Annotated in this window: 25 protein-coding genes and 1 pseudogene; 13 read left to right on the forward strand and 13 right to left on the reverse strand. The window is 59.2% G+C overall.

All coding sequences use genetic code 11. The features are described 5' to 3' along the window. The 8 genes from CK220_RS28565 to CK220_RS28600 all read right to left on the reverse strand — a co-directional run. Positions 1–579: phage terminase large subunit (locus CK220_RS28565; RefSeq protein ID WP_210201454.1), on the reverse strand; the 579-nt coding region annotated here is incomplete at its 3' end. Between the two features lie 9 nt (positions 580–588). Further along, positions 589–1173, reverse strand: coding sequence for a phage terminase large subunit (locus tag CK220_RS28570; protein ID WP_210201455.1), 585 nt, complete (start codon positions 1171–1173; stop codon positions 589–591). 23 nt (positions 1174–1196) lie between these two features. After that, entirely contained in the window at positions 1197–1607 is a 411-nt protein-coding gene (locus tag CK220_RS28575) for a hypothetical protein (protein ID WP_095814728.1), read from the reverse strand. Further along, positions 1608–2855, reverse strand: a complete 1248-nt coding sequence (locus CK220_RS28580) for a site-specific DNA-methyltransferase (protein ID WP_095814729.1) — start codon at positions 2853–2855, stop codon at positions 1608–1610. Positions 2856–3072: 217 nt separating this feature from the next. After that, on the reverse strand, positions 3073–4059 hold the full coding sequence (locus CK220_RS28585; protein ID WP_095814730.1) for an AAA family ATPase: 987 nt from the start codon (positions 4057–4059) through the stop codon (positions 3073–3075). Continuing rightward, positions 4053–4646 (reverse strand): hypothetical protein, encoded by a 594-nt coding sequence (locus CK220_RS28590; protein WP_245429434.1) that lies wholly within the window; start codon positions 4644–4646, stop codon positions 4053–4055. Before CK220_RS28590 ends, CK220_RS28585 begins: the two co-directional genes overlap by 7 nt. 202 nt (positions 4647–4848) lie before the next feature. After that, a complete protein-coding gene (locus CK220_RS28595; protein ID WP_095814731.1) occupies positions 4849–5079 on the reverse strand; it encodes a hypothetical protein in 231 nt (76 codons plus the stop codon). A gap of 95 nt (positions 5080–5174) precedes the next feature. Next, complete coding sequence (locus CK220_RS28600) at positions 5175–6530, reverse strand: hypothetical protein (RefSeq protein WP_141245247.1); 1356 nt, start codon at positions 6528–6530, stop codon at positions 5175–5177. Between the two features lie 347 nt (positions 6531–6877). Here CK220_RS28600 and CK220_RS28610 point away from each other — a divergent pair, with 347 nt between their 5' ends. From CK220_RS28610 to CK220_RS28620, 3 genes are read left to right on the forward strand one after another with little or no spacing between them, the layout of a single operon-like run. Next, complete coding sequence (locus CK220_RS28610; protein WP_095814734.1) at positions 6878–7315, forward strand: DUF2924 domain-containing protein; 438 nt, start codon at positions 6878–6880, stop codon at positions 7313–7315. Then, positions 7315–8637, forward strand: a complete 1323-nt coding sequence (locus CK220_RS28615; protein ID WP_095814735.1) for a recombinase family protein — start codon at positions 7315–7317, stop codon at positions 8635–8637. Before CK220_RS28610 ends, CK220_RS28615 begins: the two co-directional genes overlap by 1 nt. Beyond that, entirely contained in the window at positions 8637–9038 is a 402-nt protein-coding gene (locus CK220_RS28620; protein WP_095814736.1) for a hypothetical protein, read from the forward strand. The genes CK220_RS28615 and CK220_RS28620 overlap by 1 nt, the downstream gene beginning before the upstream one ends. Positions 9039–9349: 311 nt before the next feature. Here the strand turns inward: CK220_RS28620 and CK220_RS28625 are convergent, their stop codons facing one another. The 3 genes from CK220_RS28625 to CK220_RS28635 form a co-directional block, all read right to left on the reverse strand. After that, positions 9350–9568 carry a hypothetical protein gene (locus tag CK220_RS28625; RefSeq protein WP_141245248.1) on the reverse strand — a complete coding sequence of 73 codons (219 nt, stop codon included), beginning with the start codon at positions 9566–9568 and terminating at the stop codon, positions 9350–9352. Positions 9569–9684: 116 nt separating this feature from the next. Beyond that, positions 9685–9867 carry a hypothetical protein gene (locus CK220_RS28630; protein WP_095814738.1) on the reverse strand — a complete coding sequence of 61 codons (183 nt, stop codon included), beginning with the start codon at positions 9865–9867 and terminating at the stop codon, positions 9685–9687. Positions 9868–9973: 106 nt separating this feature from the next. Next, complete coding sequence (locus CK220_RS28635) at positions 9974–10165, reverse strand: hypothetical protein (RefSeq protein WP_095814739.1); 192 nt, start codon at positions 10163–10165, stop codon at positions 9974–9976. Here CK220_RS28635 and CK220_RS28640 point away from each other — a divergent pair. The 10 genes and pseudogenes from CK220_RS28640 to CK220_RS28675 all read left to right on the forward strand — a co-directional run. After that, positions 10164–10559 (forward strand): hypothetical protein, encoded by a 396-nt coding sequence (locus tag CK220_RS28640; RefSeq protein ID WP_095814740.1) that lies wholly within the window; start codon positions 10164–10166, stop codon positions 10557–10559. The two genes, CK220_RS28635 and CK220_RS28640, sit on opposite strands and share 2 nt — an antisense overlap. Before the next feature lie 209 nt (positions 10560–10768). Continuing rightward, on the forward strand, positions 10769–10963 hold the full coding sequence (locus CK220_RS31670) for a hypothetical protein (protein WP_141245249.1): 195 nt from the start codon (positions 10769–10771) through the stop codon (positions 10961–10963). Further along, positions 10960–11223, forward strand: a complete 264-nt coding sequence (locus CK220_RS28645; protein WP_095814741.1) for a hypothetical protein — start codon at positions 10960–10962, stop codon at positions 11221–11223. Before CK220_RS31670 ends, CK220_RS28645 begins: the two co-directional genes overlap by 4 nt. Next, a complete protein-coding gene (locus CK220_RS28650) occupies positions 11220–11579 on the forward strand; it encodes a hypothetical protein (RefSeq protein ID WP_095814742.1) in 360 nt (119 codons plus the stop codon). Before CK220_RS28645 ends, CK220_RS28650 begins: the two co-directional genes overlap by 4 nt. Positions 11580–11670: 91 nt before the next feature. Then, the gene (locus tag CK220_RS28655; protein ID WP_095814743.1) at positions 11671–11913 is read left to right on the forward strand and encodes a hypothetical protein; all 243 of its coding nucleotides are present in this window, start codon (positions 11671–11673) and stop codon (positions 11911–11913) included. Beyond that, entirely contained in the window at positions 11910–12230 is a 321-nt protein-coding gene (locus tag CK220_RS28660; protein WP_095814744.1) for a hypothetical protein, read from the forward strand. Before CK220_RS28655 ends, CK220_RS28660 begins: the two co-directional genes overlap by 4 nt. Further along, positions 12227–12502: a DUF1488 domain-containing protein gene (locus CK220_RS28665; protein ID WP_095814745.1), complete on the forward strand. Its 276-nt coding sequence runs from the start codon at positions 12227–12229 to the stop codon at positions 12500–12502. The genes CK220_RS28660 and CK220_RS28665 overlap by 4 nt, the downstream gene beginning before the upstream one ends. A gap of 87 nt (positions 12503–12589) precedes the next feature. Next, a complete protein-coding gene (locus CK220_RS28670) occupies positions 12590–12841 on the forward strand; it encodes a DUF982 domain-containing protein (RefSeq protein ID WP_095814746.1) in 252 nt (83 codons plus the stop codon). Positions 12842–12960: 119 nt separating this feature from the next. Further along, a complete protein-coding gene (locus CK220_RS32160) occupies positions 12961–13116 on the forward strand; it encodes a hypothetical protein (protein ID WP_176479242.1) in 156 nt (51 codons plus the stop codon). A gap of 194 nt (positions 13117–13310) precedes the next feature. Further along, a pseudogene (locus CK220_RS28675) lies at positions 13311–13861 on the forward strand (NYN domain-containing protein); the annotation flags it as partial. Between the two features lie 86 nt (positions 13862–13947). On the opposite strand, the gene CK220_RS32165 reads toward CK220_RS28675, so the two are convergent. Together CK220_RS32165 and CK220_RS32875 are read right to left on the reverse strand one after the other, a co-directional pair. After that, positions 13948–14154, reverse strand: coding sequence for a hypothetical protein (locus CK220_RS32165; RefSeq protein ID WP_176479240.1), 207 nt, complete (start codon positions 14152–14154; stop codon positions 13948–13950). An 82-nt stretch (positions 14155–14236) separates the two neighbouring features. Next, positions 14237–14368, reverse strand: coding sequence for a hypothetical protein (locus tag CK220_RS32875; RefSeq protein WP_280952768.1), 132 nt, complete (start codon positions 14366–14368; stop codon positions 14237–14239). Between the last annotated feature and the right edge of the window lie 241 nt (positions 14369–14609).

The raw sequence follows: 14609 nt of genomic DNA on the forward strand, positions 1-14609 counted from the left end.
TTCTAGCTCAGGCGGCAGCCAAGGATTATCCGACCAGTTCGCGCGAACGACCCTTGCTCCTGTCGGCAGTTCCTGGCCTCGCAGCATGACGTCGACCGGGTCGGTCTTTCGGCGTGGGTTCCATGAGAACCACAGTTCAGAGCCGGGCGCTCGGATGGTCGGCCGCAGCAGCGCCAATGATGTCGATGACAGGGTCTGCGCTTCTTCGACCCAAGCGCGTTTGAAGCCTTCAAGCGACTTGATGGAGTCGGCTGTGTGGTCCTGCATGCCCTGGAAGGTGATGACGCCGTCGCCTGGCGTTTCAATGACCTCACGAAAGACCCTGAACCCGGCTGCTTCACCGAGGCGACACTCGGCGAGTTTGTCTTCCAGGAGCCGCTTGGCGGATTCCTTCAAGCTCTTTTGAACTTCACGGATACACACTGATCGCAGTCCGCGTTCGGCGAGACTGTCCTCAATCATCAGACTGGCGAAGAAGTGGGACTTGCCCGATCCGCGGCCGCCATGCGCCCCTTTATAGCGAGCCGGCGCCAGCAGCGGCTGGAAGATCTGCGCGGTTTGGATGCTCAGTGTGGCCACGGCAGAGCCTCAGGTTTCTAGCTCAGGCGGCAGCCAAGGATTATCCGACCAGTTCGCGCGAACGACCCTTGCTCCTGTCGGCAGTTCCTGGCCTCGCAGCATGACGTCGACCGGGTCGGTCTTTCGGCGTGGGTTCCATGAGAACCACAGTTCAGAGCCGGGCGCTCGGATGGTCGGCCGCAGCAGCGCCAATGATGTCGATGACAGGGTCTGCGCTTCTTCGACCCAAGCGCGTTTGAAGCCTTCAAGCGACTTGATGGAGTCGGCTGTGTGGTCCTGCATGCCCTGGAAGGTGATGACGCCGTCGCCTGGCGTTTCAATGACCTCACGAAAGACCCTGAACCCGGCTGCTTCACCGAGGCGACACTCGGCGAGTTTGTCTTCCAGGAGCCGCTTGGCGGATTCCTTCAAGCTCTTTTGAACTTCACGGATACACACTGATCGCAGTCCGCGTTCGGCGAGACTGTCCTCAATCATCAGACTGGCGAAGAAGTGGGACTTGCCCGATCCGCGGCCGCCATGCGCCCCTTTATAGCGAGCCGGCGCCAGCAGCGGCTGGAAGATCTGCGCGGTTTGGATGCTCAGTGTGGCCACGGCAGAGCCTCAGGTTTGGAAGATCAATCGTCGCCGCTACCGTGAGCGGGTCCTTTCAGCGCCGCCGGGGAGTCCGTCGCTTTCAGCCGTTGCCGGTCGGGCGCATCGATGATCACCCTGGTGATCGTCTGTATTGGCTCGCCGGCTTGTTCGTTGACGACCGTTTCCTTCCAGCCCATCCGGGTCTTGGCCCAGAAGATCGCTGCAGTGACCGATTGATGGCCTTCACCGGTAGCCTTGCGGAACAGGCTCTGCGCGACAGCGGAGTTGGCCTTGGTATGGCCAATCCTCAGTTCCTTCCGATAGTGCTTGCGAAGCGTTTTAGGATCGATCCCGACCATGTCGGCAATACCTGTCTCGGGCACGCCGTAGCCGGCCAGTGCCTCGACCTGGCGCCGGGATGCATCATCGGGCTTGTGCGATGCTCTGCCCATTCACGCGGCCTCCTTGGCCCGCTGTACGCGGACGGCAGCAAAGGTGCGGCCGTCGCCCTCCAGGATCGCTCCCTCGCCTGTAAAGGCTTGCCAGCGCAGCACGGCAACGTCGACATATGTCGGGTCCAACTCGATCGCATGGCACGCGCGACCCGTCATCTCAGCCGCGATGATCGTCGTCCCGGAACCGCAGAAGGGTTCGTAGACAGCCTGGCCCGGCGAGGAATTGTTCTCGATCGGGCGCCGCATGCATTCGACCGGCTTTTGCGTGCCATGGCCTGTTTCCGATTTGCGGTGAGGAATGGCCCAGACCGTCGTCTGCTTACGATCGCCTGTCCAATGGCCCTTCTTGCCTTTCCTGACGGCGTACCAGGCGGGTTCGTGCTGCCAGTGATAGTCACCGCGGCCGATGATCAGCCGGGTCTTGTCCCAGATGATCTGGGCGCGCACGGCGAAGCCGCTGGCTTCAAGACTGGTGACGACCGAGGCCGAATGAAGAGCCGCGTGCCAGACATACGCGACGTCGCCCGGAAACAGGGCCCACGCCTCTCGCCAGTCGGAGCGATCATCATTGAGAACGGCGCCCTTGGCGAGCGCATCCGATGGAACGCCGAGCCGCTCGCGCCAGGCGGGATCGTAGCTGACCCCGTACGGAGGATCCGAAACAAGTAGGTGTGGCTTAACGCCATTGAGCACGCGCTCGACGTCGGCCGGATTGGTGCTGTCACCGCATATCAAACGATGCCTGCCCAGCACCCAAACATCGCCGGGTAGGGACGTGGGCGTCGCTGGAGTTTCTGGCACATCATCGGGGTCGGTCAGGCCCGGATTGGCGCTGCTGGTCAGCGCTGTGATCTCGGCCTCGTCGAAGCCGGTCAACGCCAGGTCGAATCCCAACTCACCGAGATCGACGAGTTCGAGGCCAAGTGTCTCAGTGTCCCATCCGGCATTGAGCGCCAGCTTGTTATCGGCAATGACCAGTGCTCGCTTCTGGTTTTCGCTGAGGCCGGTCAGCTCGATCACCGGCACTTCGTTCATGCCGAGCTTACGAGCGGCAAGCAGGCGTCCGTGGCCGGCAATGATGCCATTTTCGCCATCGACGAGGATCGGGTTTGTCCAGCCGAACTCACGCATCGATGCAGCGATCTGTGCGACCTGCATCTCCGAATGCGTGCGGGCGTTCTTGATGTAGGGGATGAGCGCCGATGTCGGGCGGTAGCTGATCGAAATTGCGGCGTCGAGTTTCATGATTTGATTCTACAGCAACGCCTAAGTTGCTGTAAGGACGACATTTTCCGACAGATGTTCGCAGACGTTCGTTCCCCGCAGCGATCGCCGAACCAGACCCCGGTAACATCGGTAACTTGGTAACTTTAGCTGATGGGCTACCCAACCGAATTCCTTCGGGGATAGCCCTGATGTTACCGTGTTACCGCTGTTACCGGGGGGTGGCCGGAATGAATTCTCAAGAGGCGTTTCTCGGATGAATGTACTTCGCGCGCCCGGTTTTCCGCACTTCGCCAACCTTTGCCATGACATGGAGGAGCTTTCTGACGTTACCGTGCTTCATGCCGGTAACATGTGCGAGTTCGCTTGGTGACATCTCCTCCGATGCCTCTTCCAATGTTGCCAGGATGTTACCGCGTTCACTTGAGCGGCGAACATCTGCTGCCTCGCCGCACAGGGTCCAAATGCCACCAACAAACGTCAGCGCGCTTTCCTTCTCCTCGACGTCTCGCCCGCGGACATAGAGGGTAGTGCCGTTTTGATCCCTATCCAGCACCAAGGTTGTGTCAGCACAGGCCGACATGCCGTTGGATCCGCTCAGGGCTTCCAAAGGATCGTCGGCACCACCCTTCTTCGTATGATGAAGCGCGATCACTGCAACGCCGTGCTCGGTCGCCCATCGTTGCAGCGGCGACAAAGTCGCGTAGTCACTCTCATAGGCATTCTGGTTGCTATTGCCCGGCGGCTTGATGCGCTGGAGAACGTCGATCACGACAAGTCGCGGCTTGACGACTGAGAGGCGCCAGTGGTCGAGAGCGTCGATGAAGCCGTTGTTGAGAAGCGGAGCCGTTGTGACCCATTCCAGGCGCGAAAGATCGGGGCGCAGACGCGCATCCGGAAGGAGAGTTTCAATCCGCCTCTGGATACGACGAGGACCGTTCTCCAGGTCAACGTAAAGGACGTCACCCTGCTCGCACATGATCGTGCCCATGCCAGCGCCGCCGCAAGCAACAGCAACTGCCATGTCAATCGCCAGCCATGTCTTGCCCAGCTTCTGACGGCCAGCGAGGATGGCGAGACCTTCCGGCACATAGTCGGGCACTACCCAGCGAATGGGTGGAAATACCGTTGCCATGAGGGTGGTGGTTTTGGTCCGCGCGAAGCCGGCCGACTTCCTCTGAGCCCGCTCATAATCTTCGACAGGGACGGGCTTATGGTTCAGCATGCGACCGCCTCCCTGTTTGACGTCATGACGAACAGTTCAGGCAAACGGGCCGGCCGCATGTGTCGCCGATAGATTGGTAGCAGGCTCTCGGCGAGCGCGATCCGAGGTGCATCTCGCAACCTGTCGAAGGCTCGGTACCACTGATCCGGCAAAACGACGATCCCATCGCGTTTCGCGCGTAACCAATCCATGGGATGGGAATAGATGTTCAGAGCACAGTCGAAACTGTAGGTGGCCGCGGCGCCGATCATCTCCTCGCCAAGGGCAAAGGCATTGCCGAAGTCGGTGGCAAACACGTTCGTCTTCGGATTCCAGAAGACCAGATCCTGCTCCGTCTCAACTACTAGCCAACTGGCTCCAGCCGGCGTCGGCTCGAACAACCCGTCAGGAGCTTTGGTCCCAGTTGCCGCCTTGATCATGCTCGGCCGCACAATCGTCGGAACCGAGACGCCCTGACTTAGCAGCCAATCAAATTGCTGTTCGTTGATCAGTTCAGGGAGAACGAGTTTCCGCGAGGCAAATCCGCACCCCTCCAGGCATTCATCTTCTTGTTGGCGCCGCGCCAGGCTTTCCTGATGGAACGTCATTTGCCCCTCCCGGAGGAGAAAGCTAGTTCAGCAATCGCAACAGCGAGCGGCACCGACAACATGTATCGTGCGACCAGCAGTCGAGCTTGAAGGTCAACGCAGGATGCCCTATTGGTCTCCGCGTCATGTTTGCTCACCGGCATCGTGACACTAGCCCGGCAAGCGCCTCCAAGCGCCACCGGGTTTTCTTTTTCCATGGCCATTAGTCACCCCACGAGCCGAGGATCGAGGAGTGCGTCTCCGCCCTGCGGCGGCGCTCGTATGCCTGGACGTCGTCGAGCGCATAGGTGACCTTGCCCGACAGCTTGAAAAAATTAGGGCCGACTTTCAGCCAGCGCCAGCGTTCAAGTGTCCTTGCACTGATGCGCCAGCGCGCTGCTAGTTCTTGCTGATTGAGGTAGATCGGGGAGCCAAAGGGTTTTTGATTGGTCATCGGTCTTTCCCTGAGGCGCGTCGGGATTGACGCGGCCGTGGGATCACGATGGGCCCGGAGTATCTCTGGCTCAAATTTCCAACTCGTCCAGCAGCTCAGTTGACGCCAGTTGACGTCACTTGGTGCGATGAGATGCGCTCCAACGCGCGCAGGATGGTAGAAAAGGACACCGGCGTATTTCCCCTCTCCACGTGCCACGCATTGATTCGATCGAGCCGTTGTTTAACGGCGAGGCCCTTGGGCAGGCCGTTCGGGTAGCACTCCTTCAATGCGTCAACGGTGGCTTGCAGCTTTCCGTCGCGTTGCCGGGTCGGCCTCCGCTCTGGTGCTGGAGGCAACTCTGAGACGAACGTCGGATTGGAAGGCCAAATGGCCAGAAGATCTGCCCTGCGAAGTGTGACGCGTTCATAGCATTTTTCGAGCGGATCATAACTCGAGCACAGGTAGTCGCCACCGAAGCGGTCGGTGGCTAGTACCAGATAAGGCCATTGATCAGCCGATATCGATTCAATTTCACCTGATCGTCCAAGAGCACTGGCGGCCAGGTGGCCGTTGCCAAGATGATCCCAAAGTAGCCCCTCGGCATCCTTTACCGACGTCGTTGTTGGATAGCTGGATGGCTTCTCACCAACGGCTTCCAGCAGTCCAAGCTCGAACAGGCTGCTGTTGCGCCGCGTGGTTAACTCCTCGCCCTCGATCTCAATAATTTGGCCGCCATCACCGCGAATGCGATGGCTGACCGACGTCCAAATGCTGCAGTTCTTGCGATATCCATCCATCACTTCGCGGACCGCACCCACTTCGCGGCACATGATCCAGGTAGCGGCCATGCACATCGTCCAGTGCGATTGGGTCATTGGATCGTGGTCCCCGTCTGCCGGTCTTGTGGCCAACGGCAGCAGCCCCCATTTCGAAGCAAAGGCTTCGGCATCGACCGATGATAAAAGCCCGTCCGCGGCAAGCTCGGTTAGGTGCGATCGCAGCGATTGGACGGCCGGAGATGGAATGGCTTTGGCATCGCGCTTTCGACTGATCTTGTGAACCAGCCAAGGGTCAAATTCCGACCGCCTGACGAATGGAGTGCGACCAAGGAGATTGTTCCAGTAGCCGGCATGGCCATGCACGATCTCCTCGCTCAGGAAGGCACGTTCGGGAAAAAACGCAGACGCCCAGCTATCCTCCGGGATAACAAAATTCTCCGCCGAGCCACGTGGCCTCACCAAAGCACTCAGCATGCCGCTGGCGAAGGCCCGCCTGAATTCTTCAAGGACAACGTCGGTCAACGCGGCCAACGATGCTTTGCAGCGTTCAACCACTGCCCGCGGACTGCCGGTGTACGTCAACCTCTCGCAAAAGTCGTTGAGCGGTGAATGACCTTCCCACAGCTCCGAAGCGAACTGAGCGTAAGCCATGTGAAGCGATATGCAGCCTTCGGGAATCAAATCAGCCATTGGATAGACGTGCCTGGACTGCGTTGAGCTACCGACGATTACAATTCTTTTCGCTGCACTCCACCGCGTTTCGCGTCGGGCTGGAGACACTGATTTTGACGGTTAAAGCTCCCTTACCGAGAGCTACCGGAATCGAAACGAATGGCAGGGCCGAACCCGCTTCATGCAGACCTAATGGACGCCTCTGAGCGCCTAACGGAAATCGCCGCGCTGCTTGTGCTCGGCCTGATGCGTCTACGGGCGCGACAGTCAAGCAAACTATCTGCGGAGTTGGAGAATAGTTGCGTGGACTTCATCGCCAACCAGAGCGGTGGTGCCGTCGAAACTTCACCGACGGAGAATTGCAAATGACCGACAACGTGCTGGCCCGAATTGCCGAACTGAAGGCGATGGACATCGTCACGCTCAAGTCAGCGTGGCGTGACCTCTTCGCCGCGGAACCGCCTCCTTACAACAGAAAGTTTTTGGAGAGCAGGCTCGCCTATCGCATCCAGGAACTCGCCTACGGCGGGCTGAAACCGGAGACTTTGAAACGGCTTGCCGCCCTGGCGGAGGAACTTGAGCCTCGGGGCTCACGCAGCCGGAAGGACAATATGCCGGTTTCGGGCACGCGACTGCTGCGTGAATGGCAGGGCGAGCAACACATCGCCACCGTGCTTGCCGATGGCTTCGAATATCAGGGGCGCCCCTACAAGTCGCTGTCCGCCATCGCTAGGGCAATCACCGGCACCAGGTGGAATGGTTGGCTGTTCTTCGGCCTGCGCAGCCAGAAGGGAGCCCGGTGATGCCATCAGAGACAAAGTCGGCCGTGAGAAAGCTCCGCTGCGCGGTTTACACGCGCAAGTCCTCCGAAGAAGGCCTCGACATGGAGTTCAATTCCCTCGACGCCCAGCGCGATGCCTGTGAGGCGTATGTGGCCAGCCAGCGGGCCGAAGGTTGGGTCCTTGTGCCCGATCGCTATGACGACGGTGGCCTGTCTGGTGCAACGCTGGAGCGGCCCGCCTTGAAACGTCTGCTGAAGGACGTCGGAGCAGGCCTGATCGACATAGTGGTCGTCTACAAGATCGACAGGCTCTCTCGATCTCTCACGGACTTCTCCAAGCTGGTCGAGACATTCGAGGCCAACGACGTCACCTTTGTCTCGGTCACCCAGTCCTTCAACACCACCACATCGATGGGACGGTTGACGCTCAACATCCTGCTGTCGTTTGCTCAATTCGAGCGCGAGGTGATCGGCGAGCGCATCCGGGACAAGTTCGCGGCGTCTCGGCGCAAGGGCATGTGGATGGGTGGCAATGTGCCGCTCGGCTACCGCGTCGAGAACCGCAAGCTGATCGTTCACGAAGAGGAGGCTGCAACTGTCCGGATGATCTTCCAGCGATTTCTTCAGAGTGGGTCAGCGACCACTTTGGCTCGAACGCTCACCGCCGAGGGGCTCCGGCGCAAGAATGGTAAGGCCTTCGACAAAGGTCTGCTCTACAAGCTGCTGAGCAACCGGGTCTACATCGGGGAGGCCGTCCACAAAGGCGCCAGCTACCCGGGCGAGCACAAGGCGATCATCAGTCGCGATCTATGGGACAAGGTCCGCTCAATCATTGCCGAAGACCCACGCAAGCGGGCAGGGCATTGCCGGCGGCAGACGCCAGCGCTTCTCCGAGGTCTCATATTCGCCCCGAACGGCTACGCAATGACGCCTGCCCATACGAGAAAGAAGGGTCGCCTCTATCGCTATTACGTGACGACCAGTGTGCAGAAGCTCGGGCCTGAAACCTGCACCGTGAGGCGATTGCCCGCTGCGGAAATCGAAGGTGCAGTGATCGATCAGGTCAGGGAGATGCTCTGCCAGCCTGAGATGATCGTGAAGACATGGGCGGCTTTTCGAGAACAAGGCGATGGCGCCAACGAAGCAGAGATTCGAGAGCGTCTCTTCGAATTCAATTCCCTTTGGGACGAACTTTTTCCTGCAGAGCAAGCCCGGATCATTCAGTTGCTGGTCCAACGGATCGACGTCAGCCCCGAGGGTGTTTCAATCCGTCTGCGAACGGACGGAATCAAAAGCCTTGTTGCCGAATTGCAAACCCGACGCGAGTTGGGGAGGGCAGCGTGATGGCCGGCCCAGAATTGAGCGACAACGGCGAAATCCTCATCGTCCGCCTTCCCTTGGCGATCAGAAAGCGTGGTGGTCGCAAGCTGGTGGTCTCGCCTGGTTCCCAGGAACAATGGCAGGCTGCACGCCCACGCGTCGACAACACGCTGCTGCGGGCTGTGGTGCAGGCATTTGATTGGAAGCATCAATTGGATGCCGGTCGATTTGCCACCGTCTCCGAACTTGCCGAAGCAATAGGACTCGATCGATCGTTTGTCGGACACATGCTCCGACTAACGCTGCTGGCACCCGACTTGGTCGAAGCGATCCTTGATGGCCGCCAGTCTAAGACCATGCAATTACAGCCACTAGTGCGAGGGTTCCCGGTTGTGTGGGAACGCCAGCGCCGCAATACCTGCTGATTGTGAGGTCTAGTTTGAGGGCAGACCATCGCACTGTTTGACCGAGTCACGAATGACCGCAATGCGCCCCCCCGGCCATTGGAGCTAGCTTGCCCGGCGGCCGTAAGCAGACTTCGCTGCTAAAAAGGCGAGAACGATGCACAGAGACGAAATTAAGGGCGCAGCGAAGGAACTCCGCGGCTAGGTATTCAGCCACGCCTTGGTGGGAATTAAAGCAGGGTCAAGGCTTCGGTCGGCGTTTATCGGCGTTCTGGACGGCACCGTCTCGCCGATGATGCATTGGCACAGCGACTCGTCGCTGCTAGAGACCGCTATTTTTCCACTCCAAGGCGAAGCCGGACCGAAGCCTCTAGGTCTTTGGCAAAACCAAGCGCGAACTGAAGAACCGTCGTTTCATTCGAAGCGTCAGATCCTTGGCCCTCAATGGCGATCGGCAGTTCTATTTTGCCGGCTGCGGAGGTCACGCGAACATTAAATAGAAGCTGGCGACCGGGCCGCTCCTCAACGGTTATCAATTCGATAGTTGCCATTGCCATTATCCCACTGGGTACCCGCCCAAACCCAACCTCGCTGGGGATCGCAGTTTGAGGCGCTAATCACCAGGGCGGCTGTTGCGATAGACACTTTGGGCCAACGAAGGGCTGGTTCAGATCAGGCGATTGCGTTCCGCGAGGTCGCGTGCCCGCCTCAGAGTGCCGTCGGTGTCGGCGATCCTGCGCCTTGCTGCTTCGTCGGTTCTGATCGTCAGCCGAGCTGAGATAATCTTGGGTGACTTGGCGACCGCGGCCATCACGAGCGGCGGTGCATCCGGTGTTTTCATGGTTCTCATGGGTCTTATCCTTTCAAGTGAAATGACTGCAGGAGGCAGTCGACATTCGGCGGTTGCCCCACATGACCGGGCCAGGAGCCCTGAACCGAATTATGGGTCTCACCAATCAGGATTGCCGGCCGGCCTTTTCCCGCCGCTTGGCGTCCTGAATGTTCAGTTCACCAACAATTTTTTCCGCCCGGCGCGTCTTGATGCTGACCATCATCTTCTTCTCGAACTCGGCGGGTTGGCCTGTGAAGATGTCGAAAACGGTCCAACTGTTCGGCTCGTCGATCCGAAGCGCGTAGCGGTTAGCCATGCTCGCATCCTTCTCGTTTTCGCCTCTCGACGATGCTGACCAGGTTCAGGCTTTCAAGATAATAAAAACCGAGGCCAGCACAGCGACAATCCAGAGCGCGACACACGCCTTCAAGGCGAGTGAACCGTATGAGGAGAGCGCCACCCCCATGCGTTTCGCCACATTCTCCATGCCATTCGCACTGGCCCGCCCCGTCGGGACAGGGAACGACCCCTTGATGCCAAGCTTGCCAAACCTGCGAGGCGGTTCACGCATGGACAAGACCCTGGCGGTGCTCAAAATGCCAGACTTCACGGTTGGCGCGGCTGTCGGGCGACCATGCTCCAAGGGCAACTTCTTTCTTGTCGCGGAACGGGCGTGCATACCCTTCTATAAACAGCTTGCCTCGCGATAGATAGGAGAACCGAAATTATTTGCCGGGCCAGGCAACTTATTCGTCGCAATAATCCGCGAGCCGTAGAAAATATCGCGTTGGGACCAGGAGAATTTCTGCCGGTTTTTTTGCCGCTGTGTTCGGGTTTTTATTTGACCAGGAAAAATAAACGCCGCCTGCGCCTTGTGTGTAGCGCAATTAGGGCGCATATATAAAATTCGATTTGGTTGATGTCGACGCCTCTCGACCGACCTCCGACGGCGAATGGATCGCCCGCTCCGGCGCGGCAACTCGCTACCTTCGACCGTAAAGTTAATCCGGCGCTGACCAAGGATGTATTGGCGGCATCCGACATTGTTTCGCCGGTTTGGCTGGAACTTGAGCGGAAGGCGCATGCACGCGTTTCCGCAGAAAGCCGCAAGTGACCACTCGCACTACGTCGACCGTCGTTCGCTTCTATGCGGCGTTTTTGCTGCCCGGCTTGGATGCGCCGCAACCGGCCGCAGAGTATCGTGTCGATCTCAACGAGGAGACTCTCGAAAGCGCTTCCCGCGCCCCATGGCGCCGCGTGGCCACGTTCATTCACCTGCCAGCGATCTCCGCGAAGAGGTCCATGCAGCAAATGGTGCAGATCGAACCGGCCTCACTCGAGGCGGCGTTCGACAAGGACCGGAGACAACCATGACCACCCTCATGCAACGCAATGCACGCCCTATCCAGCACGGAGCCCCGCCACGTCGTTTTGACCTCGGACAGGCGGTCCGGCTGAAGGGCGGTCTCGGCACGGGACCGACATCCGCCGAAGTCTACCGGGTCACCCGTACCCTGCCGCCAAGGGAAAACTCTCCACAATACCGCATCCGCAGCGACGCCGAGCCGCACGAGCGGGTGGTGACGGAGGACAGGTTGGAACCGGTCGCCGAAGTATCGGACGGCGGCATAAGGCTCATCGAAAGGACATTTGGACATGGCCAAGGGACAGAAACGCTCGAACAAAGAGATCAGGAAGCCCAAGCAGGAAAAAGTTCCGGTCAAGCCTGAGAGTGCGTTTGGCCAAATCAAAAGGGCGCCGGCGGCACTCACGCCCAAGAGCAAGGGCTGACGGCAGGATGTTTCCGCGCGACGGGCTCGGATGAAGGTCGTGATCGAATTCTATCGCACGCGCGTTACCGACGACGCGCACGCTGTCGTCGGCCGTGAGACCGTGGACGCGGCCGACCTCGACGCGGCGATCGAGATCGGGCGGCTTCTGGCAACGACGCTGAACATGCCGCAGTGGCCAGATGCGGTCGCAATCGCCGACGCCGACGGCGCGACGATCTATTCCAGCGTCATTGCCGCGCAGGCGGGCACAGACAAAGGGCCGACACAATGAACGCGAGCAACCATCCCACCCCGCGCAACGCCCGGGTCGATCCCGGCGAAGAAAATGCAGCCGGCGCGCAGGCATGCGATTTTAGGGACCACCAATATGGCCGCCGCGTCGAAGCCGACCGTTCCTGGACGGTCTATCACGTCTTCACGGGCATTCCAGCGCATGTCAACGGCGCCTCCATGATCGGGCTCAGCCGTTCGGAAGCGACGAAAAACATGTTGTCGCTCAACCTTCGCAACAGCGAGCGCCGCAAGGCGAGGACCGCCGCGCGGTCATTCACCGCCGGCGCTCCCGAGACACCGGCAGGCGAGTCATGACGCTCGCATTCCCGAACCCCAGCCGAAGCTTTGATCAGGAGCGTAACGGCGTCTACTTCATCGGTCATGACGGCATGTTTCAAATCCGTTTCTTCATCGAGGCCGAGGCGCTGGCCAAAAACGGCCTTGTCCTGGGTGGGAAAGCTAGCGTGGAGACGGCCTATCTTTCGGCATTCGATGCGTTGAGGACGTCTATCCAGCACGTGGCAGGCAAGGTTTATGCGCGCCACCGCCGCGACTCCTACACTTTGACCGCCGCCGATTTCCGGTGACCGTATCCGGAATGCGATCAAGGCGGGCTGAAAATATATGCCAATCACGCTACTCGTCTTTCCGCGCAGTCGGGCGTAGGGTGCACGATGGCTGGCAAAAAGTTTCGGGTTCCTGTGGTTGTCTACATCGCCGGTCCGATCGGCTTCACTCTGATTGAGTCCGTCGCACAGGCCTCGGATTTCCTGTTTGACCATTGGCCTGGAAATGACAGCCCGGCGTGGACTGACGCGATGAAGTGCTGCGCCGAAGATAGTGCCGCCGATGACGCGAGTGTCGCATTCCTCACCGCGCTTAAGGATGCGGGGATCAGCTACGATCGCACGGTTGAGAATTACTGAGCTTGGCGACATCGACTCTGCGGTTTTTTTTACCGCGCGCGCTGGCCGGATTGCGGTTCCGAAATCTCAGTAGCGTTCTTGCTTAGCGAGGTTTTCATACCTGCATACGGAGAGTTCGAATGGCGATGAAGCCGAATTATCGATACGAGCGGAGTCAACGAGAGAACGCCAAGGCGGCCAAGAAAGAAGCCAAGCTTGCCGGGAAAGCTGCAAAGGAGAAACCCTCGTCCATAGAAAAGAAGGAAGCGCAGGAGAGCGCTACTGATGAAAGCTAGGCATGGCGATGACAAAGCGCGAGACCGATAGCTTCGAAATCGACGTAGAGTGCCCCCGTTGCCATTATCAGGCAAAGAGGCTCGTCGGCTGGATTCGTACTCACACCCAGATGGAATGCTCCAACTGCGGCGACATCATTGACATTGAGAGCAAAAACTTCAGGTCGCACGAACAGCGCTAGGAAAGCTCTATGATACCGTCCGAGCCGCGGTCGCCGCGCCTAGCCGTTCTGATCGATGCCGACAATGCCTCCGCCAAGATCGCCGACGGGCTGTTCGAGGAGATCGCCAAGATTGGCGAGGCCAGCGTGCGTCGCATCTACGGGGATTTTTCAAGCTCGCGCTCGAAAGCGTGGGCCGACGTTCTTTCGAAGCGTCTTTCGAAGCACGCAATCATACCCCAGCAGCAGTTCGCCTACACGACAGGCAAGAACGCCTCAGCGTGCCGGCGATTTGTCTATACCGAGAATCTGCTTCCGTCTGCACCCGCGAACGAACCCGAGGCAGTATCGAGCGTGAAGCCATTGCAACCGCCTTCAGCTGCCGTGCCGATCATCCGCAAGATCATCGCGCAGATGGAAGGCGAGGATGGCTGGGTTCCGCTCGGTGAGGTCGGCACGCAGCTTGCCAACCTGGCCTCGACTTCGGTCCCCGCACGTTTGGTTTTCGCAAGCTGAGCGATCTTGTCCGCAAAACGAACGCATTCGAAATCGACCGTCCCGAGGGCGGAACGTTGCGCATCAGAAATGAAGCCGGAGGCCGTGCGAAGGCGAGGGCGCAAGACGTGATCGGTGCTGCGCAGGCATACCGACGGCCCTATAGGTTGGCCATCTATCGATCGCCGAGCTCTTCCATACTCTCCCGGTCCTGTTCGCCGCGCAGTTGGTCGAGCAGATCGATCAAGGCTTTGCCTTCGGGTGAGCCAGGTCCGCGGGCAATAAAGGTCTCGATGTCGACCTCGGAGGGTTGACCGCCCGAGGCCCGGTTCGGCTCATGCCTCACGAAAATCTCGTCCCGCTCGCCGACCTTGACGACCAACCAGCGGTCGCCGTTCGAACTTGTGTAGAATGCCCGTGACGGGTTTGACATGGAAATGTCCTTTGACCTGTCTGCAGCGACATCACAACGTCGTCTTTGTTGCCGCAAACGGCCGCGCTTTCTTTCTGACATTGAACGAGAAATGCAGCGATTGCGGCACGAAATCAGGGGTGATTGATTGGTCGCCAAGCGGCGCTTGGGCGAAGGTCACCACGTCATCCCGGTTCCCGCGAGATAGCCGAGGTAAGCCACGACGGCGACGAATGTCGCAAGCAAGAGCCACGACGAGGGGTTCTCGTTCATACGCTGTAGGTACTTCATCTGAGTGTCTTTCTGCGCCGCTATGGCGCTTCCGGACTCGCCGGAGAGACGAAAGAATATCGCCATACCCGTAATGGATAAGGCAGGAGTTTGGTTCCGTGCGGCCTTGCCAGCGATTCGGCTTGGCAATGCAT

Origin of the sequence: Mesorhizobium sp. WSM3860 (assembly GCF_002294995.1) — a bacterium.
Taxonomy (GTDB): domain Bacteria; phylum Pseudomonadota; class Alphaproteobacteria; order Rhizobiales; family Rhizobiaceae; genus Mesorhizobium.